This window comes from Paraburkholderia sp. BR10141 (assembly GCF_056155635.1).
The window spans coordinates 239,835-255,981 of record NZ_JBMIQH010000008.1 but is presented as its reverse complement, the minus strand read 5'-3'; the positions used below and the strand labels follow the sequence as shown (position 1 = coordinate 255,981).

Annotated in this window: 15 protein-coding genes; 8 read left to right on the top strand and 7 right to left on the bottom strand. The window is 66.1% G+C overall.

The window, feature by feature from the left end; all coding sequences use genetic code 11:
* From ACOJB8_RS14385 to ACOJB8_RS14375, 3 genes are all read left to right on the top strand, one after another.
* A complete protein-coding gene (locus ACOJB8_RS14385) occupies positions 1-519 on the top strand; it encodes a DUF2778 domain-containing protein (protein WP_368685137.1) in 519 nt (172 codons plus the stop codon).
* Complete coding sequence (locus tag ACOJB8_RS14380) at positions 500-781, top strand: hypothetical protein (RefSeq protein ID WP_475013024.1); 282 nt, start codon at positions 500-502, stop codon at positions 779-781. Before ACOJB8_RS14385 ends, ACOJB8_RS14380 begins: the two co-directional genes overlap by 20 nt.
* A 187-nt stretch (positions 782-968) precedes the next feature.
* The gene (locus ACOJB8_RS14375; protein ID WP_028206128.1) at positions 969-1,187 is read left to right on the top strand and encodes a hypothetical protein; all 219 of its coding nucleotides are present in this window, start codon (positions 969-971) and stop codon (positions 1,185-1,187) included.
* Between the two features lie 44 nt (positions 1,188-1,231).
* On the opposite strand, the gene ACOJB8_RS14370 is transcribed toward ACOJB8_RS14375, so the two are convergent.
* A complete protein-coding gene (locus ACOJB8_RS14370; RefSeq protein WP_475013022.1) occupies positions 1,232-3,361 on the bottom strand; it encodes a tetratricopeptide repeat protein in 2,130 nt (709 codons plus the stop codon).
* A 332-nt stretch (positions 3,362-3,693) separates the two neighbouring features.
* Entirely contained in the window at positions 3,694-4,758 is a 1,065-nt protein-coding gene (locus ACOJB8_RS14365; protein ID WP_368729229.1) for an alcohol dehydrogenase, read from the bottom strand.
* Positions 4,759-4,962: 204 nt separating this feature from the next.
* Here ACOJB8_RS14365 and ACOJB8_RS14360 point away from each other — a divergent pair, with 204 nt between their 5' ends.
* Positions 4,963-5,379: a MarR family winged helix-turn-helix transcriptional regulator gene (locus ACOJB8_RS14360; RefSeq protein ID WP_133180547.1), complete on the top strand. Its 417-nt coding sequence runs from the start codon at positions 4,963-4,965 to the stop codon at positions 5,377-5,379.
* 81 nt (positions 5,380-5,460) lie between these two features.
* Entirely contained in the window at positions 5,461-5,610 is a 150-nt protein-coding gene (locus tag ACOJB8_RS14355) for a hypothetical protein (protein ID WP_176732918.1), read from the top strand.
* Between the two features lie 52 nt (positions 5,611-5,662).
* On the opposite strand, the gene zwf is transcribed toward ACOJB8_RS14355, so the two are convergent.
* Both zwf and ACOJB8_RS14345 read right to left on the bottom strand, forming a co-directional pair.
* On the bottom strand, positions 5,663-7,138 hold the full coding sequence (gene zwf, locus ACOJB8_RS14350; protein WP_069266013.1) for a glucose-6-phosphate dehydrogenase: 1,476 nt from the start codon (positions 7,136-7,138) through the stop codon (positions 5,663-5,665).
* A 228-nt stretch (positions 7,139-7,366) separates the two neighbouring features.
* Complete coding sequence (locus ACOJB8_RS14345; protein WP_368685139.1) at positions 7,367-8,692, bottom strand: Nramp family divalent metal transporter; 1,326 nt, start codon at positions 8,690-8,692, stop codon at positions 7,367-7,369.
* A gap of 237 nt (positions 8,693-8,929) precedes the next feature.
* On the opposite strand from ACOJB8_RS14345, the gene ACOJB8_RS14340 reads away from it, so the two are divergent.
* From ACOJB8_RS14340 to ACOJB8_RS14330, 3 genes are all read left to right on the top strand, one after another.
* On the top strand, positions 8,930-9,916 hold the full coding sequence (locus ACOJB8_RS14340) for a YVTN family beta-propeller repeat protein (RefSeq protein WP_342950169.1): 987 nt from the start codon (positions 8,930-8,932) through the stop codon (positions 9,914-9,916).
* A 13-nt stretch (positions 9,917-9,929) separates the two neighbouring features.
* Positions 9,930-10,937, top strand: a complete 1,008-nt coding sequence (locus ACOJB8_RS14335; protein WP_342950168.1) for a sterol desaturase family protein — start codon at positions 9,930-9,932, stop codon at positions 10,935-10,937.
* A 179-nt stretch (positions 10,938-11,116) separates the two neighbouring features.
* Entirely contained in the window at positions 11,117-12,238 is a 1,122-nt protein-coding gene (locus ACOJB8_RS14330) for a 3-deoxy-7-phosphoheptulonate synthase (protein WP_368617798.1), read from the top strand.
* Positions 12,239-12,243: 5 nt separating this feature from the next.
* Here the strand turns inward: ACOJB8_RS14330 and ACOJB8_RS14325 are convergent, their stop codons facing one another.
* The 3 genes from ACOJB8_RS14325 to ACOJB8_RS14315 are packed head-to-tail and all read right to left on the bottom strand — an operon-like array spanning position 12,244 to position 16,143.
* A complete protein-coding gene (locus ACOJB8_RS14325; protein WP_342950166.1) occupies positions 12,244-12,891 on the bottom strand; it encodes a DUF2894 domain-containing protein in 648 nt (215 codons plus the stop codon).
* Positions 12,881-13,528, bottom strand: a complete 648-nt coding sequence (locus ACOJB8_RS14320) for an OmpA family protein (protein WP_368617800.1) — start codon at positions 13,526-13,528, stop codon at positions 12,881-12,883. The genes ACOJB8_RS14325 and ACOJB8_RS14320 overlap by 11 nt, the downstream gene beginning before the upstream one ends.
* Positions 13,525-16,143 (bottom strand): DUF802 domain-containing protein, encoded by a 2,619-nt coding sequence (locus ACOJB8_RS14315; RefSeq protein WP_475013016.1) that lies wholly within the window; start codon positions 16,141-16,143, stop codon positions 13,525-13,527. The genes ACOJB8_RS14320 and ACOJB8_RS14315 overlap by 4 nt, the downstream gene beginning before the upstream one ends.
* Positions 16,144-16,147 lie beyond the last annotated feature (4 nt).

Here is a 16,147-nt window from a genome sequence, read left to right as displayed (position 1 = left end):
ATGGCCCTGCAAGGAAAATTCTTCGTGAACAACGCGCCTTTCTCACCTTTGGCGATTTGCGGAGTCGGAACGTTTAGTGCGTTCTCGGGTAACGGTATATATCGCAACCGGGGAGGGTGTACAGCAATTCCGGACAACGGTCCGATCCCTTCCGGTCGATACTGGATAGTGGACCGACCTAAAGGTGGTATCGGGTCGCAGGCCTGGACCTGGACGAAAGACGCGTGGAATACCGTCACTGGTATCCCTTCCCATCATTCGGAGTGGTTCGCGCTCTACCGCGACGACGGAAAGATTGACGATTTCACGTGGGTTAAAGGCGTAGAGCGCGGACACTTCCGCTTGCATCCGGCTGGAGGCCGCGGTATCTCGTTAGGCTGCATCACCTTGCCGAGTTATGCCGATTTCGCGAGGATCCGGCAGGCTCTGTTGCACACGCCTGCCGTCTCGGCTCGTGACTCGGGACTTCGCGCGTATGGAACCATCGAGGTAATAGCATATGGCGACACTTGCCCGTAGGCTCGCTAAAGCGACATTGTTCGTCGGATTGTTTTTGCTTTCCGTTCGCTACGTCCATACGTATCCGCTGCGGATGCCTGAGAGCCAGCTTTCCATGTGGCTATCTGTTTCAAACCGCATGGGTATCCGGGATCCGGACGATCTCTACATTCCAGTGATGCTAATTGCAGAACTCGCCGTTACGGTTTTTCTATATGCGACGATCGTCAAATTCTGGCGCTACTACTGGACAAAGCGCCGGGGCATGACGGCTCGAGGCTAACCGTAATGCCGTCGGAGTGCGATGTTGGTGAGCGGAGCGTCGAGCGCTGTGATCTGCTCAGGTTCGAGCGGCGCTGTCCATGCAAATGTCTATTGTGGCGCGGTTCAATCGCCTGGCATCTCTGAGAGTAAAATACCCACCATCCGCACTCCGGATCGAGACGCTTTCGTTTTCCGCCACCGCCGCCATGAACCCGTCACCCGAGAATAAACCCGCGCGCAAGCAGCCGCCCACGTGGCTGCTGAACACCCTCACTGCGCTCGTGGGCGTACTCACGCTCGCGCTGGGTATCGGCTGGATCGTCTACAAGTGGGTCGTCGATCTGGAGATTCCGTACTTCGCCATTCCGCTCGTCATGTGCGTGCCGGTGATCGCCGCCGTGGCGTTCCGCAACATCTGGGATTGAGGCGCGCGAGCGCCTCCCTCATCCCCCCGAAATCCCGCGCATTTTCAAACGCCGAAGCGCTCCGCGCACGCCGCGCGCACGCGCTCCACGACGGCGCTCCACGCCTCGTTCATGCGCTGGCGGAACAGGCGCATCGTGCCCGGATACCACGGCGAGTCTTCGCGCTCGTGCATCCAGCGCCAGTCGAGGTCGTACTGCGGCAGCAGCACCCAGCACGGTTTGCCGAGCGACGCCGTCAGATGCGCCGTGGACGTATCCACGCAAATCACGAGATCGAGCTGCGCGATGATCGCCGCGGTATCGACGAAATCGCGCACGTCGGTGCCGAGGTGGAGCAGCGGCAGGCTCGCGGGCGGATTCTGCGCCTCGTCTTCTCCCTGACCTTTTTGCAGGCTCACGAACTGCACGCCCGGCAGGTTCCAGAGCGGGGCGAGCGCGGCCAGCGAGGGCAGCGAGCGGTGCGCGTCGTTGAAATGCTTCGGATTGCCCTTCCAGATGATGCCGATGCGCGGGCCCGGCGCGAGCGTGGCGAGGCGCGCCCTCCAGTGATCGACGAGCGCGGGCTCGGGCGTATAGATGAGCGGCGCGGGGATGGTCTCCAGCGTCGTGCCCAGGCGATGGGGCACGCTGATCGGGCTCACCCAGTAGTCGAACTGGCCGGCTGCCGCTGCGCCGGCTTCATGGCCCAGCACGGCGTCGATGCCGTCCACGCTGCGAAAGAGCCGCTGCAGGGGCGGCTGGCAGGCGAACGCGACGTGCGTCGCGCCCTGTTCCTTGAGCAGGCGCGCATAGCGCCCGAATTGCAGCATGTCGCCGAGGCCGTCTTCCTGCCATAGCAGCAGCGATTTGCCGGCGAGCGGCTCGCCTTGCCAGGCGGGACACTGGAGCAGACGTTGCGTCGCGTGATGCACGAAGCCGGGCATGGTGTAGCGGCATTCGTAGCGCGAGAAGCCTTCTTCGAAGCGGCCCATGCTGATGAGTAGCGTGGCGAGGCGGAACTTCGCGTCGCCGTATTCCGGGTTCGCGTCGAGCGCGCGGCGGTAGCCGGCCTCGGCTTCGTCGAGCCGGCCGTATTCCTTGTGCAGGCTCGCGATATTGAAGTGCGCCTCGGCGAAATCGGGCCGCACGGCGATGGCTTCCTGGAGCACGTCGAGCGCTTCGGCGCGGCGCCCGAGCGCCATCAGCACACAGGCGAGATTGTTATAAGCCTCGACGCGGCCCGGCAGGCGGCGCAGCGTCTCGCGATACGCCGCTTCGGCCTCGGGCATCCGTTCGAGCGTATGCAGCGCGACGCCGAGGTTGTACTGCGCTTCGGCGTGATTCGGCGCGAGTGCGAGCGTCTGGCGAAAAGCCGTCTCCGCCTCGGGTACGCGCTCGAGGTCGGTGAGCACGCAACCCAGGTTGTTCAGCGCATCGACGAAATTGGGGCGAATCTGCAGCGCGAGGCGCACCGCGAGTTCCGCTTCGGCGAGCTTGCCGGACGCCTTGAGCAGCGTGGCGAGATTGTTGAGCGCCTCCGGATACTGCGGGTGGATCAGCAGGGCCTGGCGAAAAGCTTCGGCGGCTTCGTCGCCGCGTGCCTGATCCCGCAGCAGTGTGCCCAGCGCGTTGCATGCCTTCGCATGACGCGCATTCGCCGCGACGGCGCCGCGAAACGCGCTTTCGGCTTCTGCGTGGCGGCCTTGTCCCTGCAGCAGGAGGCCGAGGTTGTAGTGGGCGTCGGCGTGATCTGGGCGGTCCACGAGCACGGCGCGAAAGGCGGCTTCCGCTTCGGCGTGGCGCGTCTGGCGCTGCAGGACGACGCCCAGGTTGCTGCGTGCGTCGGCGTCGGCGGGCGTGAGGCTCAGCAGCCGTTCATAGAGCGACTGGGCCTGATCGAGGACGCCGAGCGCCGCGAAGAGTGCAGCGAGGCCGCTGTACGCCTGCGCGAAGTCGGGTTTTGCCGCGAGGCAGCGCTGCCACAACGCCTGAGCGCGCGCCGCGTCGCCCGTACCCATGGCGCTCAGGGCCGCGAGATTGAGCGCCGGCGCGAGCGCGGCGTCGTCCATTGCATCGGGTTGGCCGCCGACATGCGGTTCCAGCAACGCGAGTGCGTCGGCGAAGCGGTGCGCTTCGCAATGCGCATTGGCTTCCCGCAGGATGTCGTCGGGGGCGGGCGCGAGGGGCGTCGACATGGTCACAGTGAAAATCGTAAGAGACGGGGCGCGACGCGTGGGCGACACGGACAATGCGGCAGTGTCGAGATTACGACAGCTCGTGCTCAGTCAACGGCGCGAATTGAGCGCATCCGGTGCGCTTATTCGGGCGATAAGCGCACCTGGCCCGCAAAAGCTTGCAGGTGGCTTGCAAAATGGAGCGAGCGCAGGGGTAGGCCGTAAGGGAGCGTTTGGGGCGCTTGCGCGCGCGGAAGGGGAATCGACGCCGTGGGCCGATCTCCCCGGTTGATTCGAATTCCGAACGATTTGCTATCGCGCGCGCCGAAACAGGCCGCGCGCGATGAAATGCATCAGGGCAGCAGTATTTGCCGCCCGACCACCTTGCCCCGCATGAGCGCTTCGAACGCCGCGTTGATTTCCGTGAGCGGCCGCGTGGAGACGGGCGAGGGCTGCATCTTGCCTTCGCGCATCAGCGTCACGAGTTCGCGCAACTCGGGCAGCGTGCCCACGTAGCTGCCCTCGATCCTCAACGGCCGCATCGGGATCACGGGCAGCGAGAGCGTGAGGTCGCCGCCCATCAGCCCGACGATCACCACGTGGCCGCCGCGCGCGCAGGAGTCGAGCGCGAGCTTGACGGTGGGCGTCGCGCCGACGAGGTCGAGCACCGCGCGTGCGCCGCCGCCCGTTGCCGCGATAATTTGCTGCACGACGTCGTCCGCGCGCGCATCGATTGCCGCGAGCGCGCCCGCCGCAAGCGCGGCTTCGCGCTTCGCGGGGTCCACGTCCACGACGATCGCGCCCTGTGCGCCCATCGCCTTGAGCACTTCGAGCGCCATCATACCGAGGCCGCCCGCGCCGATCACGACCACGGGGCCTTCATGGATGCGCGCGCCGAACTTCTTCACCGCCGAATACGTCGTCACGCCCGCGCAGGCGAGCGGCGCGGCCTTGACGGGATCGAGGCCGGCGAGATCCACGAGATAGCGCGGATGCGGCACGATCACGTAATCGGCAAAGCCGCCGTCGCGCAGCACGCCAAGCGATTGCGGCTTCGCGCAGATGTTCTCTTCGCCGCGCTCGCAGGCCGCGCATGCGCCGCAGCCGATCCACGGATGCACCACTACCGACGTGCCCGCCGGGAGCGCTTCCGGTGCGCCTTGCGCGTCGGGGCCGAGCGCCGCAACCTCGCCGCAGATTTCATGACTCGGCGTGAGCGGCAGCTTGATGCCGCGGTCGGCGAGCGAGAGCTTCTTGCCGCCGCCCAGGTCGTAATAGCCCTCCCAGATGTGCAGATCGGAGTGGCACAGGCCCGCGGCCTTCACACGCAGCAATACCTCGGTGCCCTTGGGTTCGGGCACGTCGCGCTCGACCAGTTCGAGCGGCTTGCCGTGATGGATAACGCAGTAACAGCGCATTTGCATCGATGTCTCCGTGAGTGTTGTATACGGCGGCCATGCCCGGCCAGACGATTGCGGCGTCTTTGCATCATAGCCGATGCCGTCTAAATTCGTCCGATCGTTCTATTTTCTGCTGCTGCGCGCTTTGATTTGTCAGAAGGCCGGCATATGCGTTCGGTGCAGATCGTTGCATAGCTAACTATATTGGGTTATCCTGTGTGCATGTTCGATCATTGCCTTTACTTCAACACCACGGCGCTCGCGCGGCGCCTCGAGCGCGAATGGGCGCAAGCCTTCGAGTGCTTCGAGCTCACGCCGCCGCAGGGTTTCATGCTGCGCGCCGTGCTGGAGCGTCCCGGTTTGCCGCAGCGCGAACTGGCCGATCTGCTCTCCATCGCGCGCCCCACGGCCACGCGCGTGCTCGACGGCCTGGAGGCGCGCGGCTACGTTGAGCGCCAGCGCACGGATGGCGACGGCCGCGAAGTGGCGATCGTGCCCACGGCCCAGGCCATCGCGATTCGCGAAGCGCTCAATGCGGCGAGCGCGACGGTCGCGAGCCGCCTGAAGCGCACGCTCGGCGGGGAGGCGTTCGTGGATACGGTGTCGCGTCTGCGCACGGCGCGGGCCACGTTGGGCTGATGTCGGGCTGCAAACGTGCGGCACGCGTCATGCGCCGCCACGCTTCATTCAAAAGGGCATTAAAGAGTAGGGAGTGGCATCATGCGGCGCATTGGCGCTTTCTGTATTTCAACCTGGCTTGCGGCCGCGGTTCTTTTTCTCGGCCGCCATTCGGTGCCGTTGATGGCGCTCAGCGGTGTGATCGTATTCGCCGGCTTCGATCTTTTTCGTCCGGATTCGGGCGACCGGTAAAGCCGTGCTGCGAGCGCCCCGCATGATGCGCGGCGCTCGCGGTCCTTCACATTTACATCTCTTCGGCCCACGACATGTTCTCTCGCGCGAGCAGCGCCGACGATGCCGCCGGCCCGAACGTGCCCGCCGTGTAAGTGCGCGGGCGGTCGTTCAGCTCCTTCCAGCCGTCGAGAATCGGCTCGACCCACGTCCATGCGGCTTCCAGTTCGTCGCGACGCATGAAGTGCGTGAGGCGGCCGCGAATCACGTCGATCAGCAAGCGCTCGTAGGCTTCTGCGCGGCGCTCGGGGATGGCCTGCTGCAGGTCGAGATTCAGGCTCACGGGCAGCATGTTCATGCCGCTGCCCGGCTCCTTCGCGAGCATCTGCAGCTGGATCGACTCCTCCGGCTGCAGCTGGATCACGAGGCGGTTGCCGTAATTGCGCGGGCCGCTCGGGAAGATGGAGAACGGCAGGTCCGCGAATTCGATCACGATTTCCGACTGGCGCTTCTGCATGCGCTTGCCCGTGCGCAGGAAAAACGGCACGTTGGCCCAGCGCCAGTTGTTGATGTGCGCGCGCAGCGCGACGAACGTTTCCGCCTTGCTGTCGGCCGGCACGTTGTCTTCCTGCAGATAACCCTTCACGGGCTGGCCGTCCACGGCGCCTGCCGCGTACTGGCCGCGCACGGTGTCGCGTGCGATATCGGCGAGCGACATGGGGCGCAACGAGCGCAGCACCTTGAGCTTTTCGTCGCGCACGGCGTCCGGGTCGAGCGAGACGGGCGGTTCCATCGCCACGATGCACAGCAGTTGCAGCAGGTGGTTCTGCACCATGTCGCGCAGCGCGCCGGTGTGATCGTAGAAGCCCGCGCGGCTGCCCACGCCCACCGTTTCCGCCACCGTGATCTGCACGCTGCGGATATACGGCGCTTGCCATAGCGGCCCGAAGATCGGGTTGCCGAAGCGCAGCACCATCAGGTTCTGCACCGTTTCCTTGCCCAGATAGTGGTCGATCCGGTAGATCTGCGATTCGGAGAAGTGCCGGCCCACCGATTCGTTGATCTCCTGCGCCGAGGCGAGATCGTGGCCGAGCGGCTTTTCGAGCACCACACGCGAGCTGCCGTCGATCAGGCCGCCCGCCGTGAGGTTGTCGCAAATCGTCGTGAACAGTTCCGGCGAAGTCGAGAGATAGAACACGCGCAGGGCATGCTCGCGCGACGCCGCCTTCAGGTTCGCGTAATTGACGGGGTCGTTCACGTCGATGATCACGTACTGGAACAGGTTCAGGTAGCGGTCCCACGCTTGCGCATCGAACGCTTTCGCGTCGATGAACGGACGCGACTGCTCTTCCATGAACTTGCGATAGTCGTCGATCGTCCAGTTCTTGCGGCCCACGGCAATGATGCGCGTTTCCGGCGGCAGGTTGCCGTGCAGGTGCGCCATGTAGAGCGCGGGCAGCAGTTTGCGCGCGGCCAGGTCGCCTCCGCCGCCGAAAATGATCATGTCGACGGGCTGTTCGGGCAAGGCTTGGGCAGGCTGATTCGTCATGGCAGGTCGGAGGTGACGCGCGCTCGGGCAACGTTGTTGAGCACGACCGCTAGCGCGCGGTTGCAGAACCCGCACCCGGCGCAAGAGCGGGGTGCGGCGAAAACGCTAATGGTGCATGGTTTCGCGCGAGTTTGCACGCATGGCGCGAACGAGCCGTCGCGCGAGACGCCTGTCGTCGATAAACCGACCGGCCGTTCATGCATCCATCGCCTGGCAGCGAGCCGATCCTTACCCGAGCCCCGGCACCGCCACGCCGAAGGTCGTGAGCACCAGCACGACATTGAGCGAGAGCACCGCGGCCGCGCCCGCCACGGCTGCCGCAGCCGTGAGCGCGCGGTTGCGATGGGACCCCATCACGTCGCCGCGACCCGTGAACCAGACGAGCGCGGCCATCGGGAACGGCAAGGCGAGGCTCAGCACGACCTGGCTCATGACGAGCGCGTCGGTGGCGTTCACGCCCAGCGCCACCACGACGAAACTCGGCACCATCGTCACCGCGCGGCGCAGCCACAGCGGAATGCGAAAGTTCACGAAGCCTTGCATGATCATCTGCCCCGCAAGCGTGCCGACCACCGAGCTCGAAATGCCCGAGGCGATCAGCGAAACGAGGAAGATGCTGGCGGCTGCCGCGCCCAGCAGCGGCGCGAGCGTGCGGTAGGCGGTCTCGATTTCGGCGACATCCGCGTAGCCCTGGTGGAACGCGCCGGAGGCCATTACCACCATCGCCATGTTGATGAGCCCGGCCACCGAAAGCGCGACCACGACCTCGACGTTAGAAAACTTCACGAGGCGCTTGCGCTCGGCGTCGTTGCGCGCAAGCACACGCGCCTGGGTGAGCCCCGAGTGCAGAAAGAGCGCATGCGGCATGACCGTGGCGCCGATGATGCCCACCGCGATCGTCACGGCTTGCGCGTCGGGCAGGCGTGGCGTGGCGAGGTGGCGCAGCAGGGTCTGCCACTCGATCGGCGTAATGAAAAGCTCCAGAACATAGCAAATGCCGATCACGCCCACGAGCGCGCCGATCAGCAATTCGAGCGGCCGGAAGCCCGCGCGCTGGAGAAACAGCAGCGCATAGGTCACGACAGCCGTGACTGCCATGCCCGCGAGCAGCGGCAGACGAAAGAGCAGCGCAAGGCCGATCGCGCCGCCCAGGAATTCGGCGAGATCGGTGGCCATGGCCGCGATCTCGCTCACGCCCCACATGAGCCACACGAGCGGCGCGGGCAGGCTGTCGCGGCACAGTTCGGCGAGATTGCGTCCCGTGGCGATGCCGAGCTTCGCGGAAAGCCCCTGAAACAGCATGGCGATGACGTTGGCGAGCAGCACGACCCAGAGCAGCGCGTAGCCGTAGCGCGCACCGGCCTGGATGTTGGTAGCGATATTGCCGGGGTCGATATACGCCACCGAGATGACCACGGCCGGACCCGCAAGCGGCAGCAGAAGGGCGACGCCGCGGCGGCGTCCTTCGAGCGCTTCGCGTACCGCGGCGGCCGTGTTGCGTGTGAGGCCGTCGGGGGCGCGCTGCACCTCGTCATCGCGGGCGCGATGATCCATGCAACTTCTCGCGCGGGCCGGGGTCAGAAGACGCAGCCCATCGCTCTGTGGCACGCATCGAGCAGGTGTGAATACGTTGAAAGTGCGTCATCGGAATCGGGCCCTCACGCGTTAAGCAGGCAATCCGCACGACTGTCTTGGCGCTATCTCAGCACAAACCGGCGCGCCGCGCCTTCGCTGCTCTCTTTCCCTTACGAAATGCCTGAATTCCCGATCTTTTCGTTTACACCGGTCCGTATGAAGAAACCGTTCGCGACTGCGCTGCTGATAAGCGGCCTCGCATGGGGCGCGCTCGCCCACGCCGACGACAAGGTCATCGTGCTCGACTCGGGCGAGGCGAAGCTCTCGCTCATCGACCAGGCAAGCCGCACCGTGGTCGGCACCGAGCCCACGGGCAAGGAACCGCACCACCTGATGATCACTCCCGACGGCAAGTCGCTCATCGTCGCCGATTCGGTGTCGAACGACCTGCTGTTCCTCGACCCGCATACGGGTCAGGTGCAAAGCCGCCTGGAAGGGATCGAAGACCCGTACCAGCTCGGCTTTTCGCCCGACCGTAAATGGTTCGTGACCGCGGGCCTGCGACTCGACCGCGTGGACGTCTATCACTACGACGGCAAGAACCTCACGATCGCCAAGCGCATTCCGCTCGGGAAAACGCCGAGCCACATCACGTTCGCCTCCGACAACAAAACGGCATTCGTTACGCTGCAGGACACGGGCGAAGTGGCCGCCATCGACCTGCCGACGCAAACGGTGCTCTGGAAGCTGCAGGTGGGCACCACGCCCGCGGGTCTGTGGATGACGCCGGGCGACAAGTACCTGCTCGTGGGCATGACGGGTGAGGACAACGTGGCCGTGGTGGACTGGCACAACCGCACGGTCGTGAAAAAGATCCAGACCGGCCGCGGCGCGCATAACTTTCGCAATCTGGACGATGGCAAACATATTGCCGTGTCGAATCGCGTCGAGAGCACGATCAGCATTCTCGACTACACGACGCTCACGAAAGTCGCCGACATCACGGGCCTGCGCCCCGGTCCCGACGACATGGAACTTTCGGCGGACAAGCGTTACCTATGGGTGACGTTCCGTTTCGCGAAGCACGTGGGCATCATCGACCTGAACACGCGCAAGCTGATCGACACGATCGCGGTGGGCCGCTCGCCGCATGGCATCTACTTCGCGAACAGCGCGCCGGTGTACGCGCCGAACCCGGACTGATTGAGGAGTCTCGATGCTCGATACGCTGATTTCGCAGGCCGACAACCTCGTTTCGTGGCTGCAGACGCTCGTCTACGTGGACGTGGTGCAGCCGGTCTTCTACAAGGTCGGCCTGATGGGCTACGACGAGGACACCTATGACGCGCTTTACTGGGTGATCGTCGGCGTGCTGCAGATCTGTGCCTCGTATGTGCTGCTGCGCCCGCTCGAAGCGCTGCGGCCCGCGGAAGACTGGGGCGATCGCCGTGCGCTGCGCGCCGACGTCTGGTACACATGGATCGCGAAACTCGGCATTCTGAACATCGCGTTCTTCTTTCTGCTCACGCCCGTGTTCAATCACTGGCAGAGCCTGATGGCGATCCACAACATACCGAACATCGAAGTAGATAGCCTCTGGCCCGGCGTGACCGACAAGCCGATCGTGTCGTTCCTGATCTATCTCGTCGTGCTCGATTTCGCGGGCTACTGGTATCACCGCTGGCAACATCGCTTCGGCGTGTGGTGGGAACTGCACGCCGTGCATCACAGCCAGCAGCAGATGTCGCTGTGGTGCGACGATCGCAATCACTTCCTCGACGATATCGTGCAGGCCGCGTTCTTTGCGGGCATCTCGCTCCTTATCGGCGTGCCGCCCGCGCAGTTCGTCGTGCTCGTGGCCGTGAGCAACTTCATGCAGAGCGTGCAGCACGTGAACGCGCGAATCGACTTCGGCTGGCTGCTCGAGCGCATCGTCGTGAGCCCGGCGTTTCATCGCCGCCATCATGCGATCGGCTATGGCCACGAGGGCACGCGCTACGGCTGCAACTTCGGCGTGCTGTTTCCGTGGTGGGACGTGATGTTCCGCACGGCGTCGTGGAACAAGCAGCATGAGCCGACCGGCATTCGCGACCAGTTGCCCGCGCCGTACGGCCGGGGCGCGAACTATGGCGAAGGGCTGCTCGCGCAGCAGTGGTTCGCGCTCGTGCGCATCGCGCGGCGCCTCGCGGGCAAGGGGTATCCGATGGGGGACGCGGCGCGCTGAGCGTTGCGGTGTTCGTTGGGGTTCCTCGTGCGAGGCGGTCTTCGGGCCGCCTCGTTTCGTTTCAGGACGACGTGTCATGCTGTTTCGGGATGCCGGCGGCGCGCCGGATGCGATAATCGCGCATTCATCCCCCAAACACATGCATGATGCGCGCGTCAAAAGCGCAGTTGGAGAACACCTTGAGCCGTATCGACAATCCGCAGCACGACCAGGAAGTCGGCGTGGCCGACGCCACCCAGGACACGACCCGCATCGACGACACGCGCATCGGCGCCGTGCGCCCGCTCATCTCGCCCGCGCTGCTGCTCGACGAGCTGCCGGTGCCTCAGGAGACGCAAACGCTCGTCGAAACGAGCCGCAGCGAGATCGCGGATGTGCTCGCGCAGCGCGACGACCGGCTCGTGGTGGTGGTGGGCCCATGTTCGATCCACGACCACGACCAGGCGATCGAATACGCGAAGCTGCTCAAGGCGAAGGCCGATACGCTCGAGGACGACCTGCTGATCGTCATGCGCGTGTACTTCGAGAAGCCGCGCACCACGGTGGGCTGGAAGGGCTATATCAACGACCCGCGTCTGGACGGCAGCTTCCGCATCAACGAGGGCCTGCGCGCCGCGCGCCAGTTGCTGCTCGACATCAACGCGCTCGGTCTGCCCACGGCCACGGAATTCCTCGATCTGCTGAGCCCGCAATTCATTGCCGACCTCGTGGCGTGGGGCGCGATCGGCGCGCGCACGACCGAGAGCCAGAGCCACCGGCAGCTCGCCTCGGGCCTCTCGTGCCCGATCGGCTTCAAGAACGGCACCGACGGCGGCGTGCAGGTCGCCGCCGACGCCATCGTCGCGGCGCGCGCGAGCCACGCGTTCATGGGCATGACGAAGATGGGCATGGCCGCAATCTTCGAAACGCGCGGCAACGACGACTGCCACGTGATCCTGCGCGGCGGCAAGAGCGGGCCGAACTACGACGCGGCTTCCGTGGCGGCGTGCTGCGCGGCGCTCGCGAAGGCGGGGCTGCGCGAGCAGGTCATGATCGACTGCTCGCACGCGAACTCGAACAAGGCGCATCAGCGCCAGATCGATGTGGCGCGCGATATCGGCGAGCAACTGGCGGGCGGCGACAAGCGCATTGTCGGCGTGATGATCGAGAGCCATCTCGAAGAGGGGCGCCAGGACCAGAAGCCGGGCGTTCCGCTCAAGCACGGCGTGTCGATCACCGATGCGTGCATCAGCTGGGCGCAGACGGCGCCGGTGCTCGATGGGCTGGCGCAGGCGGTGCGGGAGCGGCGCAAGGCGGCCTGAGGGCGCTAACGCCCCTTGCGCGAGCCTTTCTTCGCAGACGTTGTTCGCGGCGCCTCCTTGACCGGCGCCGCCACTCCCACACTCGCATTCAGCTGCTCGAGCCACGAAAGCGCATCGGCATAGGCGAGAAATTGCTGCAGATAGCCCGGCGACACTTCTCGCATCAGCGAGAGCGCGCGATGCACGAGGCTGCTCGAATTGAGCGGCCCCGCGTTTCTGGGCACCTGGTCCAGCGACTGCCGCAACTGCTTTTCGGAGCGCACGCGCAGCCACGTTTGCCGGAAGTATTCGACCAGTTCCGGGTCCGGCTCGTGCGGCACGCGCGTCGCCGGTTGAGCGGGTTCCGCGCGCACTAGCGAATCGACGAGGCGGCCCAGCTCGCTTCTCGGCGTATCGCCGTCGAACTGGTGCGTAATTTTCGATGTCTCGCGTGCGAGGTCGTCTGAAAAGGCTTTAAGTAGTTGTGCGAGTCGCGCGTCGAGGAGCCGGCGCGCTTCACCCGCGTGTGCGGCGGCGCGGCGTTCCAGCGCCTCGATGAAGTGAAAGCGCACCGGGTCGAGCTGATCCGCCCCGCGTGCGCGCCAGGCGTCGAGCAGCGCGCGGGCGGCGGGCGCAGCGGTTCGTTCGACCTCCAGGCCCGCATCATTGAGCATGCTTGCCCTCGCCGACGGTCGGCCGCGGCACCGGCGCAATCTCCACGCGGCGGTTCTTCGCGCGGCCGGCTTCATCCGTGTTGGCGCTCACCGGCTGCTCGGAGCCGAACGCAGCCGCGAACACCGACGACGCGGGAACGCCCGCGTCGATGAACGAGCGCGTGACCGTCAGCGCGCGTTCGGCCGAAAGCTCCCAGTTGTCGGCGAAGCGGCGGTTGCCTGCGTGCACCTGCTGGTCGTCGGCGAAACCGCTCACCATCAGGATTTCGTCGCGGCTCTTCAGATACGCCGTGAGCGGCCCGGCGAGGCTCTTGAGCAGATCGTGGCCTTGCGGCGTCAACTGGTCCGAGTTCAGCGCGAACAGCACGCTGCCGCTAATGCCGATGCGTCCGTTCACGAGCGTCACGCGCCCCGCCGCGAGCGGGCCCGCGAGCGCCTCTTCGAGCGTCTTGCGGCGCTCGGTTTCGGCCTTGCGCTGTTTCACCTCGTTCGCGAGCCGGCTCGACAGTTCGAGCTGCATGCCGACCACACCGACGAGGATCAGCAGGAACGCGCCCAGCAGCACCGACATCAGGTCGGCGAACGCGGGCCAGACCGGCGCAGCGGGGGCCGCGCCGCCGTCGATTTCGTCGCTCATGCCGCATCCACTCCAGCGGTGGCGCGCTGGCTCGCGAGCTGCTGCAGGTTCTCGACGATCTGCTTCTGCGACAGCATGCTCAGGTCGATGACCTCACGCGCCTGCGCCACATAGTAGGCGAGCTGGTCGTCGCTGCGCGCGAGCGACTTGTCGAGCGCGGCTTCGATGCGCTCCAGGTGCGCCACGAGCTTGTCGTTCGATTCGCCGAACACGCTCACGGCCGCGCCGAACGCGTCGCCGAGGCTCGCCACTTCCACGGCGCTGCCGCTGACCTGCGCGGCGATCGCGCCGAGCTTGCCGCTCCCGGCTTCGACGCTCGCGCTGAACTGGCCACCCACGCGCTCGAGCAGATCCGACGACGTGGAGACGAGCGCGTCGATCGCCGAGCGCTGCTCGCTGGAGGCACGGTTCACGGCGTCGAGCAGCGTTTCGAGCGTGGCGAGCAGGCGGTTGCGTTCGTCGAGCATCGCGGTGTCGCGGACCATGCTGTCCGACAGTTTCTGGCGTAGCTCGGCGATGACTTCGGCTGCCGCCTGCGGCGCGGCCGATGCGGCCTGCACGAGGCTGCCGATTTCGGCGATCGTGCTGGCGTTATGGGCCTGCGATTGCGTGGTGATGTCGCTGGCGGCCTGGGCGAGCGTTGCGCAGATTTCCTGCTGGCGCTGCGCGGTGGCCGCGCTCGTGGCTTCCCATTGCGTGCGCAATGCAGCCGACATTGCGGCAAGCGACGCGCTCCATGCTTCGAGGCGTTGCTCGTCGCGCGAGGAGATTTCCGCGTGCAGATTCGCTGCGGCCTTCGGCGCGTCGGCGGCGGCATCGACGAGACGATCGATCTCGGCAATCGTCTTGCTCGCCTGCTGCTGCGATTGCGTAGCGATTTCGTTCGCGGTCTGTGCGAGCGTGGCGCAGATTTCCTGCTGACGTTGCGCGGTGGCGGCGCTCGTCGCTTCCCACTCCGTGCGCAACGTGGCGGCCATCGCCGCGAGCGATGCGGTCCATGTTGCGATGCGCTGATCGTCGCGCGCGGAAATTTCCGCGTGCAGGTTTGCTGCGGCCTTCGGCGCTTGCGAGGCGGCATCGACCAAACGATCGATTTCGGCGATCGTCTTGCTGGCGTGCTGCTGCGCTTGCGCGGCGATGTCGTTCGCGGTTTGCGCGAGCGTCGCGCAGATTTCCTGCTGACGCTGCGCCGAAACCGCGCTGGTCGCTTCCCACTCCGTGCGCAAGGTGGCGGCCATCGCCGCGAGCGCTTCGGCCCAGTTTGCGAGCCGCGCTTCGTCGCGCGCGCCGAGCTTCGTCTGCAGGTCCGCATGGGATGCATCGACCGCGCGCAGCAGCGACGCCGAATGCTGCTCGAACGCCGCCGCTGCCGTCGCGAGCGCCTGCTGGTTGCCTGCGGCGAGCTTCTCGCCGGCGCGTTCTTGCTGTTCGAGCGCCGCCTGCCACGCCTGCGACATCGTTCCGGACGCACTTTCGAAGCGCGTCGACACGCCATCGAGCAGGCCCGAGGCACGTTGCTCGAAGCTTGCGTTGAAGCGCTCCAGCGCGCCGCCCAGGTCGGCGGCAAGCGCCTCGTTGGTCTCGCGGTGCTGCGCGAGCGCGCGGTTCCAGATCTCGGCCACGTTCGCCGTCGACGCCTCGAAGCCGCGCGCGAGCCCTTCGAGCTGTTGCTGCACGGCCTGCGTGAGCGCGCCCTGCATCGACGCCGATTCGCGCGCGAGGCCCGCCATGGTCGCTTCGACCACGGGCTGCAGCGCCGCGCCCGCGGCGCGTGCGCTTTCGGCGGCGCTCGACTTGAGCGACTGGCCCACGGAAGCCGCAAGGCGGCTCCAGGCGGCTTCGGCGTTGGCGGCAAAGGCCTGTTGGGTCGCGATCTGCTGTTCGTGTTGCGCGGCGCCCTGGCGTTCGATCAGCATCATCAGCGCGCCGAGCTTGTCGACCAGCGCGGGCATGGCGTCGGCCTGGCGCTGCAGCAGCTTGAACGAGGCTTCGCGCTGATGGGCCGGCGAGAAGGCGCGCAGCGTCGTCGCGATCTTCACGTCGAGCTGTTGCGCGGCTTCGATGCGGTCACGGCGGCAAAGCGCGGAGAGCAGGCCGAGCATGGCGGAGGTGGCCACACCGGCGATCGAGGTGCCGAACGCGAAGCCGAGGCCGTTCACAGGCGCGGCGAGCGAGGCGCGGATGGCGTCGAGGTCGGTGGCGCTTTCCAGCGCCGCGCCCGTGCCCTTGAGCGTGACGACCATGCCGAGCAGCGTGCCGAGCATGCCGAGCAGCACGAGCAGGCCCGTGAGGTAGGGCGCGAGCGCCGGGCCCGGCAGGGCCACGCGCTCGCCTTCGATACGCGCGCGCACGGCGTTGCGCAGGCCCGGATGCAGCGTGTCGAGCCAGCCCGCGAGGCGCGCGGGCGGCGTGTTCAGTTGCGCGATGGCCTGGGCGAGCGTGGTCGTGGCCTGGTGGAAGCGATAAAGCTCCCAGGCGCCCGTGACATAGCACGCGCCGATCAACAGCGTGACGGCGCTCGCAAGCGGGTTCGTGACCGCGTAGCCGGCGCCGATCCAGCACACGGCGGCGAGACCGACGACGAAGACAACAGGTTCAATGCGAAAACGGGACATAGCT

Coding starts and splice junctions, on each gene's coding strand:
- ACOJB8_RS14385 (WP_368685137.1), top strand. CDS start 1: ATGGCCCTGCAAGGAAAATTCTTCGTGAACAACGCGCCTTTCTCACCT.
- ACOJB8_RS14380 (WP_475013024.1), top strand. CDS start 500: ATGGCGACACTTGCCCGTAGGCTCGCTAAAGCGACATTGTTCGTCGGA.
- ACOJB8_RS14375 (WP_028206128.1), top strand. CDS start 969: ATGAACCCGTCACCCGAGAATAAACCCGCGCGCAAGCAGCCGCCCACG.
- ACOJB8_RS14370 (WP_475013022.1), bottom strand. CDS start 3,361: ATGTCGACGCCCCTCGCGCCCGCCCCCGACGACATCCTGCGGGAAGCC.
- ACOJB8_RS14365 (WP_368729229.1), bottom strand. CDS start 4,758: ATGCGCTGTTACTGCGTTATCCATCACGGCAAGCCGCTCGAACTGGTC.
- ACOJB8_RS14360 (WP_133180547.1), top strand. CDS start 4,963: ATGTTCGATCATTGCCTTTACTTCAACACCACGGCGCTCGCGCGGCGC.
- ACOJB8_RS14355 (WP_176732918.1), top strand. CDS start 5,461: ATGCGGCGCATTGGCGCTTTCTGTATTTCAACCTGGCTTGCGGCCGCG.
- zwf (WP_069266013.1), bottom strand. CDS start 7,138: ATGACGAATCAGCCTGCCCAAGCCTTGCCCGAACAGCCCGTCGACATG.
- ACOJB8_RS14345 (WP_368685139.1), bottom strand. CDS start 8,692: ATGGATCATCGCGCCCGCGATGACGAGGTGCAGCGCGCCCCCGACGGC.
- ACOJB8_RS14340 (WP_342950169.1), top strand. CDS start 8,930: ATGAAGAAACCGTTCGCGACTGCGCTGCTGATAAGCGGCCTCGCATGG.
- ACOJB8_RS14335 (WP_342950168.1), top strand. CDS start 9,930: ATGCTCGATACGCTGATTTCGCAGGCCGACAACCTCGTTTCGTGGCTG.
- ACOJB8_RS14325 (WP_342950166.1), bottom strand. CDS start 12,891: ATGCTCAATGATGCGGGCCTGGAGGTCGAACGAACCGCTGCGCCCGCC.
- ACOJB8_RS14320 (WP_368617800.1), bottom strand. CDS start 13,528: ATGAGCGACGAAATCGACGGCGGCGCGGCCCCCGCTGCGCCGGTCTGG.
- ACOJB8_RS14315 (WP_475013016.1), bottom strand. CDS start 16,143: ATGTCCCGTTTTCGCATTGAACCTGTTGTCTTCGTCGTCGGTCTCGCC.